Origin of the sequence: Arsukibacterium sp. UBA3155 (assembly GCA_002364615.1) — a bacterium.
In the GTDB taxonomy this organism is placed as follows: Bacteria; Pseudomonadota; Gammaproteobacteria; order Enterobacterales; family Alteromonadaceae; genus Alishewanella.
Genome location: DEYP01000016.1, coordinates 39,604 through 58,176 on the forward strand (window position 1 = coordinate 39,604; position 18,573 = coordinate 58,176).

General features: G+C 49.7%; 16 protein-coding genes. 6 read left to right on the forward strand and 10 right to left on the reverse strand.

Translation table 11 applies throughout. The features are described from left to right. Positions 1 to 17: 17 nt before the first annotated feature. Positions 18 to 1,268: a dipeptidase gene (locus B2X65_RS06725; protein ID WP_290611447.1), complete on the reverse strand. Its 1,251-nt coding sequence runs from the start codon at positions 1,266 to 1,268 to the stop codon at positions 18 to 20. 111 nt (positions 1,269 to 1,379) lie between these two features. On the opposite strand from B2X65_RS06725, the gene B2X65_RS06730 reads away from it, so the two are divergent. Both B2X65_RS06730 and B2X65_RS06735 read left to right on the forward strand, forming a co-directional pair. Then, positions 1,380 to 1,739 carry a cytochrome b562 gene (locus tag B2X65_RS06730; RefSeq protein ID WP_290611682.1) on the forward strand — a complete coding sequence of 120 codons (360 nt, stop codon included), beginning with the start codon at positions 1,380 to 1,382 and terminating at the stop codon, positions 1,737 to 1,739. Positions 1,740 to 1,835: 96 nt separating this feature from the next. Further along, on the forward strand, positions 1,836 to 4,025 hold the full coding sequence (locus tag B2X65_RS06735; RefSeq protein ID WP_290611448.1) for a M3 family metallopeptidase: 2,190 nt from the start codon (positions 1,836 to 1,838) through the stop codon (positions 4,023 to 4,025). A 71-nt stretch (positions 4,026 to 4,096) separates the two neighbouring features. Here B2X65_RS06735 and B2X65_RS06740 read toward each other — a convergent pair whose 3' ends face one another. Continuing rightward, positions 4,097 to 4,807 carry a YebC/PmpR family DNA-binding transcriptional regulator gene (locus B2X65_RS06740; protein WP_290611450.1) on the reverse strand — a complete coding sequence of 237 codons (711 nt, stop codon included), beginning with the start codon at positions 4,805 to 4,807 and terminating at the stop codon, positions 4,097 to 4,099. Positions 4,808 to 5,028: 221 nt separating this feature from the next. On the opposite strand from B2X65_RS06740, the gene B2X65_RS06745 reads away from it, so the two are divergent. Both B2X65_RS06745 and B2X65_RS06750 read left to right on the forward strand, forming a co-directional pair. Further along, positions 5,029 to 5,622: an HAD family hydrolase gene (locus tag B2X65_RS06745; RefSeq protein WP_290611452.1), complete on the forward strand. Its 594-nt coding sequence runs from the start codon at positions 5,029 to 5,031 to the stop codon at positions 5,620 to 5,622. Between the two features lie 91 nt (positions 5,623 to 5,713). Further along, positions 5,714 to 6,703 (forward strand): GGDEF domain-containing protein, encoded by a 990-nt coding sequence (locus B2X65_RS06750; RefSeq protein ID WP_290611454.1) that lies wholly within the window; start codon positions 5,714 to 5,716, stop codon positions 6,701 to 6,703. On the opposite strand, the gene B2X65_RS06755 is transcribed toward B2X65_RS06750, so the two are convergent. Both B2X65_RS06755 and hemH read right to left on the reverse strand, forming a co-directional pair. Then, positions 6,700 to 9,768 (reverse strand): transglycosylase domain-containing protein, encoded by a 3,069-nt coding sequence (locus B2X65_RS06755; RefSeq protein ID WP_290611455.1) that lies wholly within the window; start codon positions 9,766 to 9,768, stop codon positions 6,700 to 6,702. The genes B2X65_RS06750 and B2X65_RS06755 overlap by 4 nt on opposite strands. 9 nt (positions 9,769 to 9,777) lie before the next feature. Next, positions 9,778 to 10,863: a ferrochelatase gene (hemH, locus tag B2X65_RS06760; protein ID WP_290611456.1), complete on the reverse strand. Its 1,086-nt coding sequence runs from the start codon at positions 10,861 to 10,863 to the stop codon at positions 9,778 to 9,780. Between the two features lie 173 nt (positions 10,864 to 11,036). On the opposite strand from hemH, the gene B2X65_RS06765 reads away from it, so the two are divergent. Both B2X65_RS06765 and B2X65_RS06770 read left to right on the forward strand, forming a co-directional pair. Then, positions 11,037 to 11,519 carry a hypothetical protein gene (locus B2X65_RS06765; protein WP_290611458.1) on the forward strand — a complete coding sequence of 161 codons (483 nt, stop codon included), beginning with the start codon at positions 11,037 to 11,039 and terminating at the stop codon, positions 11,517 to 11,519. After that, positions 11,512 to 12,672, forward strand: coding sequence for a PQQ-dependent sugar dehydrogenase (locus B2X65_RS06770; RefSeq protein WP_290611459.1), 1,161 nt, complete (start codon positions 11,512 to 11,514; stop codon positions 12,670 to 12,672). Before B2X65_RS06765 ends, B2X65_RS06770 begins: the two co-directional genes overlap by 8 nt. Positions 12,673 to 12,735: 63 nt before the next feature. Here the strand turns inward: B2X65_RS06770 and B2X65_RS06775 are convergent, their stop codons facing one another. The 6 genes from B2X65_RS06775 to B2X65_RS06800 all read right to left on the reverse strand — a co-directional run bounded on the left by B2X65_RS06775 (position 12,736) and on the right by B2X65_RS06800 (position 18,571). Next, a complete protein-coding gene (locus tag B2X65_RS06775) occupies positions 12,736 to 13,215 on the reverse strand; it encodes an FKBP-type peptidyl-prolyl cis-trans isomerase (protein WP_290611460.1) in 480 nt (159 codons plus the stop codon). A 137-nt stretch (positions 13,216 to 13,352) separates the two neighbouring features. Further along, positions 13,353 to 14,153, reverse strand: a complete 801-nt coding sequence (trpA, locus tag B2X65_RS06780; protein WP_290611462.1) for a tryptophan synthase subunit alpha — start codon at positions 14,151 to 14,153, stop codon at positions 13,353 to 13,355. After that, positions 14,154 to 15,404, reverse strand: a complete 1,251-nt coding sequence (gene trpB, locus B2X65_RS06785; RefSeq protein WP_290611463.1) for a tryptophan synthase subunit beta — start codon at positions 15,402 to 15,404, stop codon at positions 14,154 to 14,156. Next, positions 15,401 to 16,909, reverse strand: a complete 1,509-nt coding sequence (gene trpCF / locus B2X65_RS06790; RefSeq protein ID WP_290611464.1) for a bifunctional indole-3-glycerol-phosphate synthase TrpC/phosphoribosylanthranilate isomerase TrpF — start codon at positions 16,907 to 16,909, stop codon at positions 15,401 to 15,403. Before trpCF ends, trpB begins: the two co-directional genes overlap by 4 nt. Then, positions 16,902 to 17,981, reverse strand: coding sequence for an anthranilate phosphoribosyltransferase (gene trpD / locus B2X65_RS06795; RefSeq protein WP_290611466.1), 1,080 nt, complete (start codon positions 17,979 to 17,981; stop codon positions 16,902 to 16,904). The genes trpCF and trpD overlap by 8 nt, the downstream gene beginning before the upstream one ends. Then, the gene (locus B2X65_RS06800) at positions 17,978 to 18,571 is read right to left on the reverse strand and encodes an aminodeoxychorismate/anthranilate synthase component II (RefSeq protein ID WP_290611468.1); all 594 of its coding nucleotides are present in this window, start codon (positions 18,569 to 18,571) and stop codon (positions 17,978 to 17,980) included. Before B2X65_RS06800 ends, trpD begins: the two co-directional genes overlap by 4 nt. Positions 18,572 to 18,573 lie beyond the last annotated feature (2 nt).

Genomic DNA, 18,573 nt, shown 5'->3' on the forward strand with positions numbered 1-18,573 from the left:
ACTGGCTGACGCGTTACTTACTGTGCTGCGGTTTTAGCGTTTACTTTTTGGGTAGCCGCATAGGCTTCTACTTCGCGCCATACCCGCAACAGGTTGCCCGATAAAATTTTATCAATGTCTTGCTTGCTGTAACCGCGTTCAAGCAAACCCTGGATCAGGTTAGGGTAAGTAGCGACATCTTTTAAGCCAATTGGCAAAGAGTCACCCACACCATCGTAGTCTGAACCAATACCAACATAATCAATGCCGATCAGTTTGACCACATGGTCGATATGATCAAGTACCGTCTCTAAGGTGGCAAACGGGTAGGGGTTTTTCTTACGAAACGCAATTTCAAAAGCGTCGTCATCAGCCACCCCAGCCTGTTTAGCTGCCGCTTTACGCAGCGCGCCATACTGGTTTGCCATGGCAGTAACAAAGGATGAGCCAAAATTAATTTGTACCACGCCACCATTTTTTGCCAGCGCCCTTAGCATATCGTCGTCCATATTGCGCTCAAAACCGGGGGTATAGCTTCGAAGTGAGGAGTGAGAGGCAATTACCGGCACCTTGCTCAAACTGACAACCTGATAAAACGCGTCATCAGAGACATGTGAAATATCAATCATCATGCCGATGTTATTCATCGCCACCACTAATTCTTTACCGAACGGGCTTAAGCCCTGCCAGCGCCGGCGTAAATCATAGCTGGAGTCTGAAATATGGTTGCTCTCGGAATGGGCCAGGGTAATATAGCGAATACCGCGTTGATAGAAATGCTGCAAATTTGCCAGATCACCACCAATAGGCGTACCGTTCTCCATGCCAAGTGCCAATGATATTTTTTCACTGCCAAACTGGTTTTGTACATCGGCAGTCGTATAAGCCATGGCGAACTTATCCGGTGCCCGGCCAACCAGGGCTTCCATACTGTCAATCAGCTGGTTTGCCAACTGATAACCACCGCCGGTGCGCTCATAGGATGCCGGAATGTAAATTGACATAAAGGGCGCATTTAAGCCGCCGGTACGCGCCCGCGGATAATCGAACTCGCCACGTTTGGTTGCCTGACTTACATCTTCCCAGTCTTTGTACAAGCGGTAGGGTACGTCGATATGGGTATCAATAATAATACTCTGCCGGGCAATCTGTTGGGCCTGCTGCTCTATGGTTATGGTATTACCGGTAGCCTGCAAAGCAGGCGTGTCGACGCTGCTGCAGCCGGTTAATCCGGCGCTGAGCAGGGCGCTGGCTAGCATTGAACGTGAAAATGAGAGGCGGGTTTTCATTATGGGGTCCTTGTTAATAAAACGGCTGGCCATAATATGCTATGCTACGCCCTGAAAATCCAGCCCGGAGTTGTCCTGATGTTAAGCCGCCTGATATGTTGCCTTTTTATAATGTTATCTCTGTCAGTAACAGCCAGCAATAATGTCGATCTGGAAGCTACCATGAAAAACATGGGGCTAGCATTAAAGCAGGCCAGAGAGGCAGCGACCCCGTACGCCGCAAAACCTTATGTGGTGCAGCTGACAGAGCTGACTGCACAGGCAAAAACCGCCCGGTTTCCTGACGATAAAGCACAAACCTATCTGGAGGGACTGAATAAAGTACAGTTAACCTTACAGAGCGCCCTGCTTGCGGCTGATGCCGGCAACAATGAAAAACTGCAACTGGCACTGGCAGAAGTAGAGCAGTTGCGCCGTTATTACCATAAACAACGTAAAGTCAGCTTTTGGCAGCTGTTATTTGGTAAATAACATCGGGATCCGGTATAACCGTCGCGGTTAAATCGGTTTTTTGCTCTGCGCTACCCTTACGCTACACCTTATAAAAACGATAAAATGGAGATGTGAATGAAAGCACTACCTTTTTTACTTAGCACCACACTATTATCCGTGAGCTTGTTAGGTTGCAGCGACCCTGCTCCGACTGATGCCAAAAAATCATCAACAGCAACTGCTGTTGAGCAGGCGATTACGGTTAAGCAGGATAACCCGTTATTACAAAGCTGGACCGGGCCTTACCAGGGCGTTCCGGCTTTTGACCAGATGCAGTTAGCGGACTTAAAACCGGCTCTAGAGCAGGGCATGGCCGCTCATCTGGCTGACATTGACAAGATTACCGCTAATCCGGATGCGCCAACGTTTGACAATACCATTGTGGCACTGGAAGGCGTGGGCAAAGAGCTGGATCGGGTGTTTACCTATTACGGCATCTGGAGTTCGAATAAGTCTTCTGAAGATTTCCGGGCTATTCAACGGGAAATGGCGCCGAAATTATCTGAATTCTCGTCAAAAATCACGCAGAACGAAGCGCTGTTTAACCGCATTGCTGCGGTGTATAACTCTGAGCAAATGCAGTCACTCACCCCTGAGCAGCAGCGTTTAACCACACTGGTTTATCTGGGTTTTGCTAATAATGGCGCCACCTTAAATGCTGAACAAAAACAGCGCTACGCGGCGATAAACCTGCGTTTATCTCAGTTGTATACGCAGTTCTCCAATAACATTCTGGCCGATGAAGAAAACTACGCCTTGTATCTGAGCAAAGAACAACTGGGCGGTTTGCCAGAGTCTTTAGTTAATGCAGCGGCTGCTGCGGCTACCAGCCGTGGTAAAGAGGGCATGTATGCGATCACCAACACCCGCTCTTCCATGGACCCGTTTTTAACCTACTCGACGGAGCGTGAGTTACGTCAGCAAGTGTGGAACACCTATTACAGCCGTGGTGATAATAATGATGCTCAGGATAACAATGCCCTGATTACTGAAATTCTGGCGCTGCGGGATGAACGGGTTGGCCTGTTAGGCTTTGATAACTATGCTACCTGGCGGTTACAGGACCGAATGGCGAAATCGCCTGATCGCGCCATGAACTTAATGATGTCGGTATGGCCGGCTGCTATTGCAAGGGTGCAGGAAGAAGTCGCCGATATGCAGGCATTAGCGACACAGCAAGGGGCAGATATTACCATTGAGCCCTGGGATTATCGGTTTTATGCCGAGCAGGTACGTAAAGCAAAATATGATTTAAATTCAGATGAAGTAAAACAATACCTGCAACTGGATAAACTGCGTGAAGCGATGTTTTATGTTGCCGGACGGTTATTTAACTTCAACTTTACTGCGGTCGCCGAGGGTAGTGTGCCGGTGTTTCATGAAGACGTTAAAGTCTGGGAAGTAACCGATAAAACCAGCGGCGAACATATTGGCTTGTGGTATCTGGATCCCTTTGCCCGCTCTGGCAAACGCTCTGGCGCCTGGGCCACCAGCTATCGTGGCTACAGCAATTATGACGGTGAGAAAAACGTACTGTCGTCAAATAACTCCAACTTTATGAAAAGTGCACCCGGTAAGCCAGTGCTGATTTCATGGGACGACGCTGAAACGTATTTCCATGAGTTTGGCCATGCTTTGCACGCATTATCTTCCAGTGTTACCTATCCGACGTTAAATGGTGGGGTGCGTGACTATACCGAGTTTCAGTCGCAGTTACTCGAGCGCTGGTTGTTAACCGATGAAGTGATTAATCAGTTTTTGGTGCATCACGAAACGGGTGAGCCTATGCCAGCTGAGCTGGTGACTAAAATTAAAAAAGCGGCGACATTTAACGAAGGTTTTAAAACCACGGAATATCTGGCGTCGGCCATTATTGATCTGAAGCTGCATATGCTGGATGACCCTAAAGGTATTGATCCGGATGCGTTTGAGCGCGATACCTTAACTGCCATGGGTATGCCGGGTGAGTTAGTCATGCGCCACCGCACGCCGCAATTTGGCCATGTGTTTTCAGGCGAAGGTTATGCGGCAGCTTACTATGGTTATATGTGGGCTGAAGTGCTGACCTCAGATGCCGCTGAGGCCTTTGCTGAGGCACCGGGCGGCTTCTATGATAAAGACGTGGCAGCCAGGCTGGTTGAGCATTTGTTCAGTGTGCGTAATGCGGTTGATCCAGAAGAAGCGTACCGGGCATTTCGTGGCCGTGACGCCAAAATTGAAGCGCTAATGCGCGATCGGGGCTTTCCACTGCCTCCCGCCAAGTAACTAAGCGGTAATAATGAAAAAGGGCACTTCGGTGCCCTTTTTCATATCAGAAACTAAAGCCTTTAAACGCTTTAGCCTGCCAGGCCGACGTAAACGTTCTGCACGTCATCATCAGCATCAATCGCATCGAGAAACGCCTCTACTTCAGCGCGCTGCTCGTCGTTTAAACTTACCGGGTTGTTGGCACGGTACACCAGTTTGGCGGTTAGTACGTTGTAGCCAAATTCTGGCAGTGCTTTGGCCACCATATCTAAGTCAGTGGCTTCGGTTAAAAATACTACTTCGTTTTCTTCGCTATCATCCGATGTTTCAAAATCCTGGGCACCGGCTTCAATGGCGGCCAGCTCGATATCGGCATCGCTGCTGGTAGCTTCTGCTTCAATCTGGCCTAAGTGTTTAAAGTCCCAGGATACCGCGCCAGAGGTAGCCAGCTGACCTTTGCGGAATAATTGGCGGATACTTTGCGCACTGCGGTTTTTATTGTCGGTTAAGCACTCAACAATAACCGGTACCTGATGCGGCGCAAAACCTTCATACACCACGGTTTCATAGTTAGCGGGGCCATCCAGTAAACCAGCGCCTTTTTTGATGGCCCGCTCCAGGGTATCTTTAGGCATTGAAGCTTTTTTTGCGGTTTCAATGGCTGAGCGTAACTTGGAATTCATATCGGGATCGGCGCCATTGCGCGCAGCAACCGCGATTTCTTTTGCCAGCTTGGTAAAAATACGGCCCTTGGCGTTTGCCGCATCTTGTTTATGTTTGGCTTTCCATTGTGCGCCCATCGTCGCGCTCCTGTATTGTAAGTAGTAAATCGAACAGGGCGCTAGTCTAGCCAATTGCAGGGTTTTATAGCAAGCTTAAGCAGGCTAATCCGCAATTCAATTTTAGCGCGTTACAAATATACCCCAGAGAACCAAACTAAATGTGCAGCAAAAACGTTTAATCCCGGGCATCACGCTATGGCAAATATTATTACGATTATCAGACAGCAGGCAGGGCAAGTATGGCAGTAACTCCTATTAAAGCAGTGGTGTTTGACTTAGACGGCACCCTGGTCGACTCCAGGCTGGATTTTGCGGCGATGTGCAACGATATCGGCTGGCCTGTCGGCACGCCACTGCTGGAGCAACTGGCAACGGTAAGCTGTCTGGATGAAAAAGCACGGGTTGAGCAGATTATTCATCAACATGAACTGGCGGGTGCTGACGCGGCCAGTTGGATCCCCGGCGCCCTGGAAAGTCTGCAGCAGTTAACTGAACAAGGCTGGCCGCTAGCCATTCTGACCCGCAATATGCGCAGCGCCACCAAGCGGGTAATAGATCGTTTGCAGATACCAATAAGCCTGGTGCTAACCCGGGAAGACTGTGCGGCCAAGCCCGATCCTGCTGGCTTGCAGTTAATTGCAACAGAACTACAGATAAGCTGCGCTGAAATTTTATATGTCGGAGACTACTTGTTTGATTTACAGGTGGCGGCAAATGCCGGCAGTTTATCTTGTTTGTACTTAAATGGTCTTAACCAACAATTTGCAGCACAGGCCGATTATCAGATAGACCATTTTGATCAGTTGCCAGCGCTGGTCAGCAAATTACGTTAACATTGTTGCTGGCTAATTCAGCTATTTAGTTGCAATTGCGTCCCTAAAGCCCCTATATTAGCGCCATAATAAAAAAATAGGATAGAGCGGTTTGCTGGCACGGTTAAAGAGTAATTTTTACCTGGCAATGTTAAGTCTGGTGGGACTACTGATTGCTGCTTTTTTAACGCCATATGGTCTGTACCGTTTGTTCACTGGCAATATCGTGGTCGGTGCTACTGATCTTGTTATGGTGTTGGTAAGCAGTTGCTGCGTGCTTTTTGCCTGGCGCACAAATAATACTAAAGGCCCTGGCCTGATTATGGCCATGGTGTTTTGTATTGGCGCCATTCTGGTTTGTATTAGCCTGGGGACCGACGGCGTTTTCTGGTTATACCCTTTTATTGTTTTTATTTTTTTCTTAGTCTCGCCAATTAAAGCTTTGGTGATGCTGTTGTTGTCACTTTCGGTACTTGTTGCAGCTGCACTTATTAATCCTGGGCATATATTCGACAGTATTTTTCAGTTGGTCTCTTTTACCGTAACCTGCTTTATTACCAGCTTATTCGCTTATATGTTTGCCTACCGCACCCAGACACAGCGCGAAGCCTTAAAGGTGTTAGCTACAACTGACAGTCTAACCGGCGCTGCCAATCGAAGAACGTTAGATGAAGCATTGATTAGCGCCATTACTCAGCATAAAAAAAGTGGTACTGAGTTTGGTTTGATGCTGCTGGATCTCGATTTTTTCAAAGAGGTTAATGATAATTACGGTCATAAAACCGGTGACAATGTGCTGACAGAACTGGTGCCTATTTTGAAAAAAATGGTGCGCCAGCATGATGCGGTGTATCGCTTTGGCGGCGAAGAGTTTGTCGTGTTGCTTGCAGATATCAAACAAGCTGATTTACATAAACTGGCCGATAAAATAAGACTGGGTGTGAACCAACATCTTAGTTTGCCCGATAGTAAAAAGTTAACGACCTCTATTGGCATTGCGCTGTTGCAAGATGACGAGAGTTGGGAAAGCTGGTTACACCGGGCAGATCTCGCCTTGTATCAGGCTAAGCACCAAGGCCGTAATAAAGTCGTTGCTGGCTAGCGACACCAGGTGTCGCTAGCCAAATAGGGCTTAAGAACAGGCGCTAAACTGTTCATAACCTGCAGCGGTAGTGCTGATGTGAAACTAAATTGTGCCGCCTTAGCCTCCGGTACATAGGCGGTGAGTACACCAAAGTGTTTATCCCCCAGATAGAAAACAAAGGTTGCGGTGCGATTAACTGCCTTAGAGCTGACCTGTTGGCCTTTGGTATTGAGCTGTACCAGCCGGTTATCCCCTGTGCCGGTTTTTCCGCCTATCATTGTAGTGTCCGTGGCGTAACTATTGTTTAGCCGCCGGCCAGTACCATCACTTACTACCTGTTGCAATGCACGCCTTACTGCTAATGCCACTTCCGGTTCTATCACTTGCTGATCTTGCGATGGCTGGCGTCTGAACTGGGTATAGTAGGGGGTATTATTAGCAAACGACAACGCATCAATGCGGACGGTGGGAAGCCTTTTGCCGTTATTAAGAATAATACCCATCAGTTCGGCCAGTGCTGCCGGCCGATCTCCTGAACTGCCCAGAGCAGTGGCAAGGGAGGGGACCAAGTAATCAAAAGGATATCCCAAACGTTGCCAGCGGTGGTGCAAATCCCAAAATGCTTCTATTTCCAGCATATTGCGAATGCGATTATCCCGGGCACTACGAAAACGGGTTTTAAACAGCCACTGATATACCTCTTGTCTTGTATCGCTGCTATCGGCAATGGCCATTTTTAACGTCGCCTCAGGCGTTGCGTGTAAATAGCTCAGCAGCCAAAGCTCCAACGGGTGGCTGCGGGATAAGTACGCCCGATCAGGTAAATTAAACGTACTATGCCGGTACTTCGCATAGAGCTGCAACAAGTCGGCGTTGCCTGTGCTATTGCCAAACTGTTGTTGCATCATGCTGATAAATTGCTCCGCTGTAGCCTCTGGTTGCATCGTTAAAAAAGCCACGGCCAGTCGTTCAGGTGTCTGTCTGCTGCTGGCAATATAAAGCTGCAGTCGCTGCTCTGTGGTTTTTTGATGATATTTTTGCCAGAAGCGGCGGATAAAGGTCGTGCCTTCGCGGTCTGCAAAACGTCGTAAATACTGGTCGCGTTGCGGGTTGGTGTCATCTGCCAGCAGCTGATAGCTGCTGTTTTCACCATGATAGATACTGTAGTTAACAATATCCTGCAGCAGCCGCACAAAAGGCAGATTGATAGATTGTTGCAGCGCTTCAGCCACGGTGGGCTTCATCACATTTTCTTCTTTACGAAAGTTGTTAAATGCATGCAAGCCTCCGCCGGTAAGGAAGCTTTCTTGTGGATCAGCACTGTAGCGCCGCTCTAATGCCTGCTGCAGCATAGTATCAAGCCTGACACCCGGGTTATCAATTAGAAAGGCTACTGACCAGGCGGTCAGATTATCCTGCGGCGCAATATTGATAAACTGTAAGGTGTCTGTCGGCTCTTCACTATAAAGCCGGTGTAGCTCTGCGATTATCTCCAGATAACTTATCAGCACGCGCAGTTTTGCAGTAGAACCTAGTTCCAGTTTACTGGCATCGTTCAAATCAAAGGGTTGGTCAGTGGTGTCGGTTTGTACCCTTACTTTATTGCCGCTGTCGGTGGCCTGATACAGCGTAAAACTGTATTTAACCTGATGTTGTTGCCCCGGTTGCAATAAGCGCTCGGCAAATAGTCCGGCTTGTTCTGCAGTATCAAAATCATTGAGCTGACGTAATTGCTTACTAACATCACGTTGCAACTGACTGTGTAATGTGGTCTGGCTACTTAAATCAAGTCGGTCCAGTTGATACAGGTTTTGATTAAGTAACTGACTGAGTCGGGTACGCACCATGGTCACGGCTTTAAAATCGTCACCCCTTGCTGTCATTGGGGCTGGCTTGCCGTTAAAATGTAGCGGCTGTTTAATGGCTTTGCTGGCCAGCGCATCGGGCAGCAGCGCTTGCTGGCGCATCAGATTCAGATGGCTGTTTACCAGTTGCTCCAGATTATTGCGCCCCTGCAGCAGATAATATGAGGGTCTGCGCTGCGCTATTATCAGCGCTAATACCTGTTTTAACGCCAGTGCCTGCTCTTCGCTATAGGGCTCAGCCATTTTTAACAGTTGATTAACCCGGGATGGCTCTGCCCCAAACCAGGCAAATAACCCTTCTCCTATGCCATTAACTTCACCATAAGTAGCAGTTGCCGCCAACGGAACCGTGTTGATATAGTCCAGCACTATTTTTTGCCGGCTTTGCCGTGTATCAACACCGTGCTGGTATGCCCGGACACTGGCTGACACCAGCTGCCGTGTTTTTTCAGCGATGTCTGAGGTTAAGCCCTGCGGGCTGTGACGGTATTTCTCCAGCTGGGTTGCCAGTGTACTGCCGCCTGCAGCATTAGCAGGGATGCCGACTGCCCGTTGCAACTGCGACCATAAAGCCGCGCCAAGCCTTGGGAAATTGATTACCGGGTTGGCATGAGGATGGGTTGGCGTCAGCAAAGTCCGATCTTCAACAAATAGCAAACTTTGTACCAGTAGCGGTGCAATATTCTGCAAGCTGTCAAACTGAAATGCCGGCGCTTTGCTCTGGTACATCAGCTGCTGTTGGCAACTTTGAATACTTAGTCCAGCGTGATTTTTTTCGGTATAAGGTGGCGAGAAACCATTATTTACATAGCGAAGCAGGTCCTCAGAAAACTGACTTTGTTCGGTAATAGCAAAACCTGAGTTTTGCAGTTTGCTGCTCCATACCGGGATTCCAGAATAGCCAAATCGTTGATCGAAAGGCCCTGCTGATGGAAAACGGATTTGAGTTGATGGGCCAGGTTTTACCTGATAAGTCAGTTTGGCTGCGTACCAATGCCACAATGTTGATTGATAAAAATGGCCGCGGCTTTCCTGATAAAGCGCCACTACTAGCAGCAGCACCAACAGTACTAACAGCCAGGGTAAGTAATGCACTGGCGGTGACGGTGGCGCGATAGATGGCTTCTCGCGCACGTTATCAAATTTTATCCGGTCATATGACGGTCTAGCATTCAGCGTTGGCTCAATTCTATGCGACTGGCCCTGTGGTTCACTCATACTAACCGTTTAGTCCCCATATTTTTCTTGTCGAAGGGCAGACGCCCGGGTTGCCCGCTCCGGGTCGGCTGTTACCTGCCAACCCTGTAAATTCTGATCAATTAACCGATAAAGTGCGGCAATATGCGCTGGTCGGTCGTTTAATGCGCTGATGTACTGATATTGCTCGCCGCCTGCTTCCATAAAGTATTCATGGTTTTCTTCGCCAATTTCTTCAATGGTTTCCAGACAATCTGCAGCAAAACCCGGGCAAAAAATCTGCACCGATTTAACGCCCTGGCCGGGCAGGGCTTTTAAGGTTTCGTCGGTGTAGGGTTTTAGCCATTCCTCACGACCAAAGCGCGACTGAAAGGTAGTCATATATTGCTCTTTAGTCAGCCCCAGGGCCTCTGCTATTAAGCGGGAGGTTTTGTAACATTCGCAGTGGTACGGGTCACCGTTTAATAAATAGCGTTTGGGAATGCCATGGTAAGAAAACATCAGCTTGTCGCTACGGCCATGTTCGTTCCAATGCTCTTTTATTCGCTCTGCGCAAGCGGCAATAAAACCGGCATCGTCATGATAGTGCGAAATAAAGCGCAGGTCTGGTAGCCAGCGGCGTCGGGTGAAATCGTTAGCGAGCTCATCAAAGGTAGAGCCCGACGTTGATGCTGAGTACTGCGGATATAGCGGCAATACCAGAATTTTACGTACGCCCTGAGAAAACATCTTGTCCAATACTGAGCTGAAAGACGGGTTGCCATAGCGCATGGCAAAATCGACCACGACATCATCTCTGCCATCTTTTGCAAACTGGCTGGCGATGGCTTCTGCTTGTGCTCTGGTGTGGAACAGCAAAGGCGAGCCTTGCTCGGTAAAAACGGTGGCATAAGCTTTGGCTGAGCGCCGTGGCCTGATCCGTAAAATAACGCCATTTAAAATAAGCCACCAAAGCAGACGTGGAACCTCCACCACCCTCGGGTCAGATAAGAATTGTTTTAAATACCGCTTTAATGCTTTTGGTGTCGGCGCATCGGGTGTGCCCAAATTGGTTATAAGTACTCCGATTTTATCCGGGCTGCTGTGCTGGTAATTCGGGTTGTTAATAAAAGCCATAATGGTCACTTTCAGATACTGAAATAAAGAGTCTGGCGATACGCAACAGACCACAGATTGGTTTGGTTAAGGTGGTTGTAATGGTAGCAGTTTCAGATAATGAAAAATATTGAAAAAACGTGCTATGGTACTGAATTAATATCTCAACTTTAATGTCTCTACAGCGGCACACTATGAAACCTTCGCGACCCACTTTTGCTCGTAAAGTCCTGGCCTACATTATTGCCCTGATTATTGCTGCCGCCCTTTGCAGTCTCGTGCAAAGCCAGTTTAATTTAATGGCGATAGCCTCCCTGGTTGAACAGGTATCGCTTAGCGACTGGCTGTATACCCTGTGGTTTGATTTGCAGTCGTTTGCACCGACAATGTTAGTTATTCTGGCACCAGTGCTGTTACTGTCGTTAATTGTCAGTCGTTTATTACGGCCTTTAATCAGGATAAATGTGCTATGGCTGGCCGTGACAATCACGGGAGTTGCTCTGCTGCTGGCATTAAGTGTAATTAACACCTTGGCGCCAATGCCAACTTTAATTGCTGCCAGTCGCGGGGTTGCCGGCAGCCTGGCGCTGGCTTTATCTGCTGCGGCCGGCGCCGCCATATATGTCAGTTTAACGCGTAACAGCTTAACGTGTAATAGTGAGGCCAAAAATGGATAAGCTAATCAGAGATTCTGTGTTGTTAGCCATGATGCTAGTAACCACAGTGCTATCGGCTCCTGTGTTATCGACAACAGCGCTGTCGACAACAGTGCAATCAGCAAAAGTGCAGGTGTTGCCTTATCAGGTTGCTATCGTGGCTGAGGATCTGAATTATCCCTGGGCGCTGGCGTTTATGGCAGACGGCAGTTATTTAGTTACTGAACGTACCGGTAAGTTAAAACACCTGGCTGCGGATGGTACTTTACTTGCTGAGGTAGCGCCGGCCTTGCCGGATTTATACGTCGCGGCGCAGGGTGGATTACTGGAAGTCTTGTTACCTGCTGCGTTTAGCCAGAACCAGCAGCTGCTACTAAGTTATGTTTGTGGTAACGATAAGGCCAACACGCTTTGCCTGGCATCTGCCCGCTGGCAGCAGGGGCAGTTAACCGATATTCAGCAGATTTTTATGGCCAAACCGTATCGGCAGGGGGCAGCACATTATGGTGGACGCATGGTGCAGCTGCCGGATACCACTGTTTTATTGACCCTGGGCGATGGCTTTGATTATCGGGAGCAGGCGCAAAACCCTGCTAACCATTTGGGAAAAATAATCAGGTTGCAGCCAGATGGCAGTATTCCGTCAGACAATCCCTTTGTCGGCCAGGCCGGCTTTGCCAGTGAAATTTATAGTATGGGCCATCGCAATGTGCAGGGGATCGTCTGGGATAACTCCGCTAACAGGGTTTACAGCCACGAGCATGGTCCACGCGGCGGCGATGAGCTGAATATTATTCAGCCGGGTAAAAACTTTGGCTGGCCGGTGGCCACCCGTGGTATTGATTATACCGGCGCCAGAGTATCGCCGTTCCGGCAGTACCCGGGCATGCAGGAACCGATCTGGCATTGGAGCCCGTCAATTGCACCTGCGGGTATGACGCTTTATCAGGGCAGCTTATTTGCCGATTGGCAGGGCGATTTGTTTGTGACGGCACTGGCAGGTAAAGCGTTGCATCATTTGCAAATTAAAGAGGGCAAGGTAGTTGCGGAGCAGAAACTGCTGACTGAACGAAACCAGAGGCTGCGGGATGTTCGTACCGGCCCGGATGGCGCCTTGTATCTGCTGACCGACAGCGACAAAGGCCAATTACTGCGCCTTAGCCCGCAACCATAGTCCGCAACCATAGCCCGCAACCTGAGCATAAAAACAGCGCTCAGGTGCAGTACAGGGGCTGAATTAGTGCTGATGGCCACCTTCGCCATGGGCATGGCCATGAGCGATTTCTTCTGTGGTAGCCGGGCGCACGTTTAATATTTCAACTTTAAAGGTGAGAGTTTTACCGGCGAGCGGGTGGTTAACGTCAATCTGTGCTTTAAACATTCCGACTTTTACCACGGTAACCTGACGCTGGCCTTCTTCGGTCTGGATCCAGGCTTTCATGCCGGCCTTCCACTTTTTGGCGCCATGCAGGTATTTTACCTGAATGTCCTGAATCGCATTGGTTTGTACTTCGCCATAGGCGTCGGCCGGTGCCAGAGTCAGCTCCAGCGTGTCGCCTGCGGCCTTACCTTCTAAGGCGGCTTCTAACTTCGGCAACATTTGCTGCTGTCCATGCATATAAAGTAAGGGTGCACTGCCTTTAGAGCTTTCCAGCTCACCAGTTTCATCGCTTAGGGAATAGTGAAACTGGACTACGGCGTTTTCGCTGATATTCATTGCGTTATTCTTTTCAATAAAAGGAGTGAGGGCGGCATTATAACGACTTGGCAGCCAAAACCGAAGTAGCTAACTTAAATTCCCCGCTGTAGCGGCGGAATAACCACCGGTAGCGGGGAGGTGTGTGTTACAAATGACTAGCTGGCGGCTTTCATTTGCTCAATAAAGGTTTTCAGCTCGCTAAGCAGTTTATCGGGCTGCTCAAGATTTTGCTCCAGAATTTTTACAATAGCCGAGCCGCAAATAGCACCGGCAGCACCGCTTGCTATGGCATCGGTAACCTGAGCCGGGGTTGAAATACCAAAGCCCAATAGCGGCGGCGCCGGATTGTACGCTTTAATCCGGGCAATTAACTCAGCGGTGGGCATTGCGGCCTTGGTTTCTGCGCCGGTGACGCCGGCGCGGCTGAGCAGATAAGTATAGCCCCGGCCATAAGACGCAATAGCGCGCAGGTCATCGTCATCCACGTTTGGTGGCACGATGTAGATAGGCGCAATATTATGGGCCATGGCGGCCTGGCGAAACATTTTACTCTCATGCAGCGGCACATCGGCAATCAGTACCGAGTCAACCCCGGCAGCGGCTGCCTGGCTGTAAAAGGTATCTAAACCCCTGGCCATCACCAGATTAGAATACAGCAATAAACCAATTGGGATATCCGCATTATATTCCCGGATTTTGCGGATAATCTCAAAGCTGATACCCGGGGTAACGCCGGCTTTCATCGCCCGCAGATTGGCGTTCTGAATTGTCGGGCCATCTGCTATCGGATCTGAGAACGGAATACCCAGCTCCAGTGCATCGGCACCGCCGTCAATTAAGGTTTTAATGATCTCAAACGATAACTCCGGGCCAGGGTCGCCCACGGTAACGAAGGGCACAAAAGCGCCGCGTTTTTGCTCTGATAATCTGGCAAACATCTGTTGATAACGTTGCATTTAGTGCGCTCCCTTCTTGCTAGTCGTGGCATCGTCTGCTGTTGCTTGTTCGGTAGCCTGCTCGGCTGCTTGCTCGGTAAGAATGCTATGCACATGGCTTAAGTCTTTGTCGCCACGACCCGATAAATTAACCAACAACACCATCGGTTCCGTTGCCTCGGCGGCCATTTTAAGAGCATGTGCCAGCGCATGCGAGCTCTCCAGTGCCGGGATAATCCCTTCTGCCATGGCTAAATGCTGAAAAGCGGCAAGCGCTTCATCGTCATTTATTGCAACATACTCAGCGCGGCCAGTTTGTTGTAAATGGGTGTGCTGTGGGCCAACCGCCGGATAATCGAGGCCAGCAGATACCGAATAAGACTCTTCAATCTGACCGTCACTGGTTTGCATAATCGCGGTAAAGGCACCGTGTAAAATGCCGTAGCTGCCGGTACTTAAAGCGGCTCCATGCTGGTGGGTATTAATGCCTTTGCCGCCCGGCTCAACGCCAATCAGCCTTACTCCGTCTTCTTTAATAAAGTCCGCGAAAATACCAATAGCGTTCGAGCCGCCGCCAACACAGGCAATAACGGCATCAGGTAATTTGCCTTCGGCTTTAAGGATTTGCTGTTTCGACTCTTCACCAATCATTTTCTGAAATTCCCGTACTATAGTCGGGAATGGGTGCGGGCCGGCCGCGGTACCCAGCATATAATGGCTGGTGTCATAACTTGCAGACCAGTCGCGCATGGCTTCGTTAACCGCATCTTTTAAGGTGCCTGAGCCGGCTGTAACCGGAATAACGGTGGCACCCATCAGCTTCATCCTAAACACGTTTGGTTGCTGGCGCTCAATGTCTTTGGCACCCATGTAAATCCGGCACTTTAAACCCAGTAACGCACAGGCTAAAGCAGTGGCAACGCCATGTTGGCCGGCACCGGTTTCGGCAATAACTTCTTTTTTACCCATCCGCTTGGTTAGCAATGCCTGGCCCAGTACCTGGTTGGTTTTATGGGCGCCGCCATGCAGTAAGTCTTCCCGTTTCATATAAATTTTCACCAACGGGTTAGGTGACAAATTACGACACAGGGTTAGCGGGGTCGGCCGGCCGGCATATTCTGTTAGCAACTGCTGAAATTCAGCATCAAATGCCGGGTCCTGCAGCGCATCAACAAAGGCTTGTTCCAGTTGCTTTAGCGCAGGCACCAGCAGTTGCGGCACAAACATGCCACCGTACTGGCCAAAATAAGGGTTTAATTTAAGCTCGCTCATAATACTTCTCTCTGCGTTGTCTGCGTTGTCTGCTCAGTCTTCTTCGAGTGGTTAGCCTGCTCAGAAGAGGGGGCGCCCCGGTACTGGAACGCGCGTATCGCGGTAAAAGCCGCTTGTATTTTAGTGCTGTCTTTTATGCCTAGCGCACTTTCCAGGCCTGAATTCATATCTAAGCCCGCCACGGGCAGGGTAAGCGCTTCGCTCACATTGACTGGCGTTAAGCCACCAGCCAGCATTACCGGCAAATCCGTCAGTGTATCCAGCGGTTGGCGTAACAACTGCCAGTTAAATACCTGACCACTGCCACCGTGTGCTGCCGGGTGATAGGCATCCAGCAATAACCGGTCTGCCAGTTTAGTAAAATCCGGCAAGGTATCGGCCACCCGATACGCTTTCCAAATCTGACAGCCAACCGGCAAGGCAGCGCGCAGTGCCGTAATGTCCTGGTCGGTTTCACTGCCATGCAATTGCACGGCATGTAACTTAAGCTTATGCGCCAGAATGGCAATATCGCTAAGCTGCGCATCAACAAATACCCCGACAAAGTGAAGCGGCGCGGCCTTTATCAGCTCGCTGGCCTGTTCGGGGTTAATGCAGCGCCTGGAAGCGGGCGCAAAAATAAGACCACCATAATAGGCACCCGCGGCATAAGCCGCTTTAACGTCTTCTGCCCGGGTCAGACCGCATACTTTATGCTCACCAATAATAAGTTTGCGGGCAGCTGAGGCTAAATCCGTTTCCGCCATTAGCGAACTGCCCACTAAAAACGCATCGGCAACCGGTTGTAAATAACGAATTTGCTGATTGGTATAAATACCCGATTCTGATACCACCGTAACCCCTTCCGGGATCAGCTTTGCAAGCAGAAAACTGGTATCAAGATCCGTGCTAAGGTCTCGCAGGTTGCGGTTATTTATGCCAATTAAGTTAGCACCAAGCGACACCGCACGACGGGTTTCGGCTTCATTGCTTACTTCAGTCAGCACTGTCATATGCAGCTTGCTGGCAAGTTCAGCCAGCGGCCGGTATGCCTCGTCGCTTAATACCGATAACATCAGTAATACGGCATCGGCACCTTTTAGCCGCCCCAGATAAACCTGATAAGGGTCAATAATAAAGTCTTTATGCAGTAATGGCTTAGCGCTTAGCTGGCGCATCTTCGCCAGGTTCTGATAACTGCCCTGAAAGAAATGTTCATCTGTCAGTACCGATATGCAATCGGCGTAGGTGTTATAGATCTGGCTAATTTCGGTTAAATCAAAATTCTGTCTGATCAAGCCTTTAGAAGGAGAGCCTTTTTTACATTCCAGAATAAAACGGCTACCAGGTTGCTTAAGTGCGGCCAAAAAGTCGTTGCTACTGGGCGTAACCGCTGCAATAAACTGCTCAAGCGGCGTTGCTTTCTTTAACAGCGCTACTTCTGCTTTTTTATGCTCAATAATTTTGGCCAGTACACCGGTTAACTGGTCGCTGGTCAACGGTTCGCTAATTAGCTGTTCAGCCATGGCTCAACTCCGTGAAAGTTTGCAAGGTTTGCATTGCTTTACCTGCGGCCAGGCATTCGAGCACTGCCCGGGTATTCGTAATAAGATTATCGCCAAGCCCGGCAATTTTCAGCATGGCCGCGACATTCATTGCGACCGCCTCGTTATGAGCGCGTTGCCCGCTACCATTAAGAATTGCCAGAGTAGCCGCCGCATTCTCTGAGGGCATGCCGCCTGCCAGGCTGCTTAAGGGTTGTTCAGTTAAACCAAAATCGGTGGGGCTTAGCGTAAACTCGGTTATTTCGCCGTCTTTAAGCTGGCAAACATTCGTTTTGCCATGCAGCGCTATTTCGTCACAACCGCTGCCATGCACCACCCAGGCTGCTTTGGTGCCTAATTGCTGCAAGGCTTCTGCCATTACCCGGCACAGCGCCGGATCATACACCCCTAACAGCTGAAAATCAGGTGCCGCCGGGTTCACCAGCGGTCCCAGCAAGTTAAACAGCGTACGGCTTTTTAACGCCTGGCGCACGGGCATCGCGTGTTTAATACCGGCATGGTACAAGGGCGCAAATAAAAAGCTGCAATTGCTTTGCTTAAGCGTGTTGGCAGCTTGCTCTGGCGATTGCTGAATATTAATACCCAGTTGCTCCAGTAAATCGGCTGAGCCTGAGCTGGATGACACACTACGATTGCCATGTTTAACCACCGGCAAGCCCATACAGGCCCCGACAATGGCTGCGGTTGTTGAAATATTAATGGTGTTGCTGCCATCACCACCGGTGCCACAGCAATCAATGCTGCCGGCGACTTTGCCTGGAAAAGGCGTTGCAGCCTGGCGCAGCGCTTTGGCAGCACCAGCGATTTCATCAGCAGTTTCACCACGCATTTTAAGCGCAACCAATAACGCCGTAAGCAACACTGGCGTTACGTCACCGGCCACTACCGCGCTAAAAAAGTCAGTGCTCTGGCGCTGGCTTAGCAGTTCGCCAGATAGTGCCTGTTGCACCAATTTCAGCAATGCTGTCTGCTTGTTTTCCTGGGTGTGTTGCTGCGTGTGTTGCTGCGCAAGGGCCTGTTGTTGGCTGCTCATGCGTCACTCCTTAATAAATAACGAATACTTTGTTGCAGTAATGGCTTGCCCAACGTGGTCAGGATAGACTCCGGGTGAAACTGAAAGCCCAGCATCCGTTGTTGTTCATGAATAATGGCCATCGGGATATGCCGGTCCATACCGATACACGTTAGCGCATTGGGTAACTCCGTTGCCATCAGGGAATGATAACGGGCGACTGAAAACGGATTGGGCAGACCGGCAAACACCGGGTGCGGCGCGACATGAATACTGGCAGTTTTGCCATGCACGGTTTCGCCGGCACGGCCAACAATACCGCCATAATGCTCGGTAATGGCCTGATGGCCGAGACAAATTCCCAATACCGGATAAATGCCCGCTACCTGCTTTAATAATGCAGGCATAGAGCCGGCATCGGATGGCGCGCCGGGCCCGGGGGAGAGTACCAGGATTACCGGGCCAGTTTCCTGCTGCATTTTCTGAAAAATGTACTCTGCAGGCACGGTATTGCGGTATAGCTTAATGGCGTACCCCAGCTGGGCAAATTCATCAACCAGGTTGTAGGTAAAGGAGTCGATATTGTCGAGTAAATACAGGGTGGTTATCATGC

What these genes read in the sequence shown, in the direction of transcription:
- B2X65_RS06725 (WP_290611447.1), bottom strand. Translation starts at nt 1,268, where the DNA reads ATGAAAACCCGCCTCTCATTTTCACGTTCAATGCTAGCCAGCGCCCTG.
- B2X65_RS06730 (WP_290611682.1), top strand. Translation starts at nt 1,380, where the DNA reads ATGTTATCTCTGTCAGTAACAGCCAGCAATAATGTCGATCTGGAAGCT.
- B2X65_RS06775 (WP_290611460.1), bottom strand. Translation starts at nt 13,215, where the DNA reads ATGAATATCAGCGAAAACGCCGTAGTCCAGTTTCACTATTCCCTAAGC.
- B2X65_RS06745 (WP_290611452.1), top strand. Translation starts at nt 5,029, where the DNA reads ATGGCAGTAACTCCTATTAAAGCAGTGGTGTTTGACTTAGACGGCACC.
- trpD (WP_290611466.1), bottom strand. Translation starts at nt 17,981, where the DNA reads ATGAGCAGCCAACAACAGGCCCTTGCGCAGCAACACACGCAGCAACAC.
- B2X65_RS06765 (WP_290611458.1), top strand. Translation starts at nt 11,037, where the DNA reads ATGAAACCTTCGCGACCCACTTTTGCTCGTAAAGTCCTGGCCTACATT.
- trpCF (WP_290611464.1), bottom strand. Translation starts at nt 16,909, where the DNA reads ATGGCTGAACAGCTAATTAGCGAACCGTTGACCAGCGACCAGTTAACC.
- B2X65_RS06740 (WP_290611450.1), bottom strand. Translation starts at nt 4,807, where the DNA reads ATGGGCGCACAATGGAAAGCCAAACATAAACAAGATGCGGCAAACGCC.
- trpA (WP_290611462.1), bottom strand. Translation starts at nt 14,153, where the DNA reads ATGCAACGTTATCAACAGATGTTTGCCAGATTATCAGAGCAAAAACGC.
- B2X65_RS06800 (WP_290611468.1), bottom strand. Translation starts at nt 18,571, where the DNA reads ATGATAACCACCCTGTATTTACTCGACAATATCGACTCCTTTACCTAC.
- trpB (WP_290611463.1), bottom strand. Translation starts at nt 15,404, where the DNA reads ATGAGCGAGCTTAAATTAAACCCTTATTTTGGCCAGTACGGTGGCATG.
- B2X65_RS06735 (WP_290611448.1), top strand. Translation starts at nt 1,836, where the DNA reads ATGAAAGCACTACCTTTTTTACTTAGCACCACACTATTATCCGTGAGC.
- hemH (WP_290611456.1), bottom strand. Translation starts at nt 10,863, where the DNA reads ATGGCTTTTATTAACAACCCGAATTACCAGCACAGCAGCCCGGATAAA.
- B2X65_RS06755 (WP_290611455.1), bottom strand. Translation starts at nt 9,768, where the DNA reads ATGAGTGAACCACAGGGCCAGTCGCATAGAATTGAGCCAACGCTGAAT.
- B2X65_RS06770 (WP_290611459.1), top strand. Translation starts at nt 11,512, where the DNA reads ATGGATAAGCTAATCAGAGATTCTGTGTTGTTAGCCATGATGCTAGTA.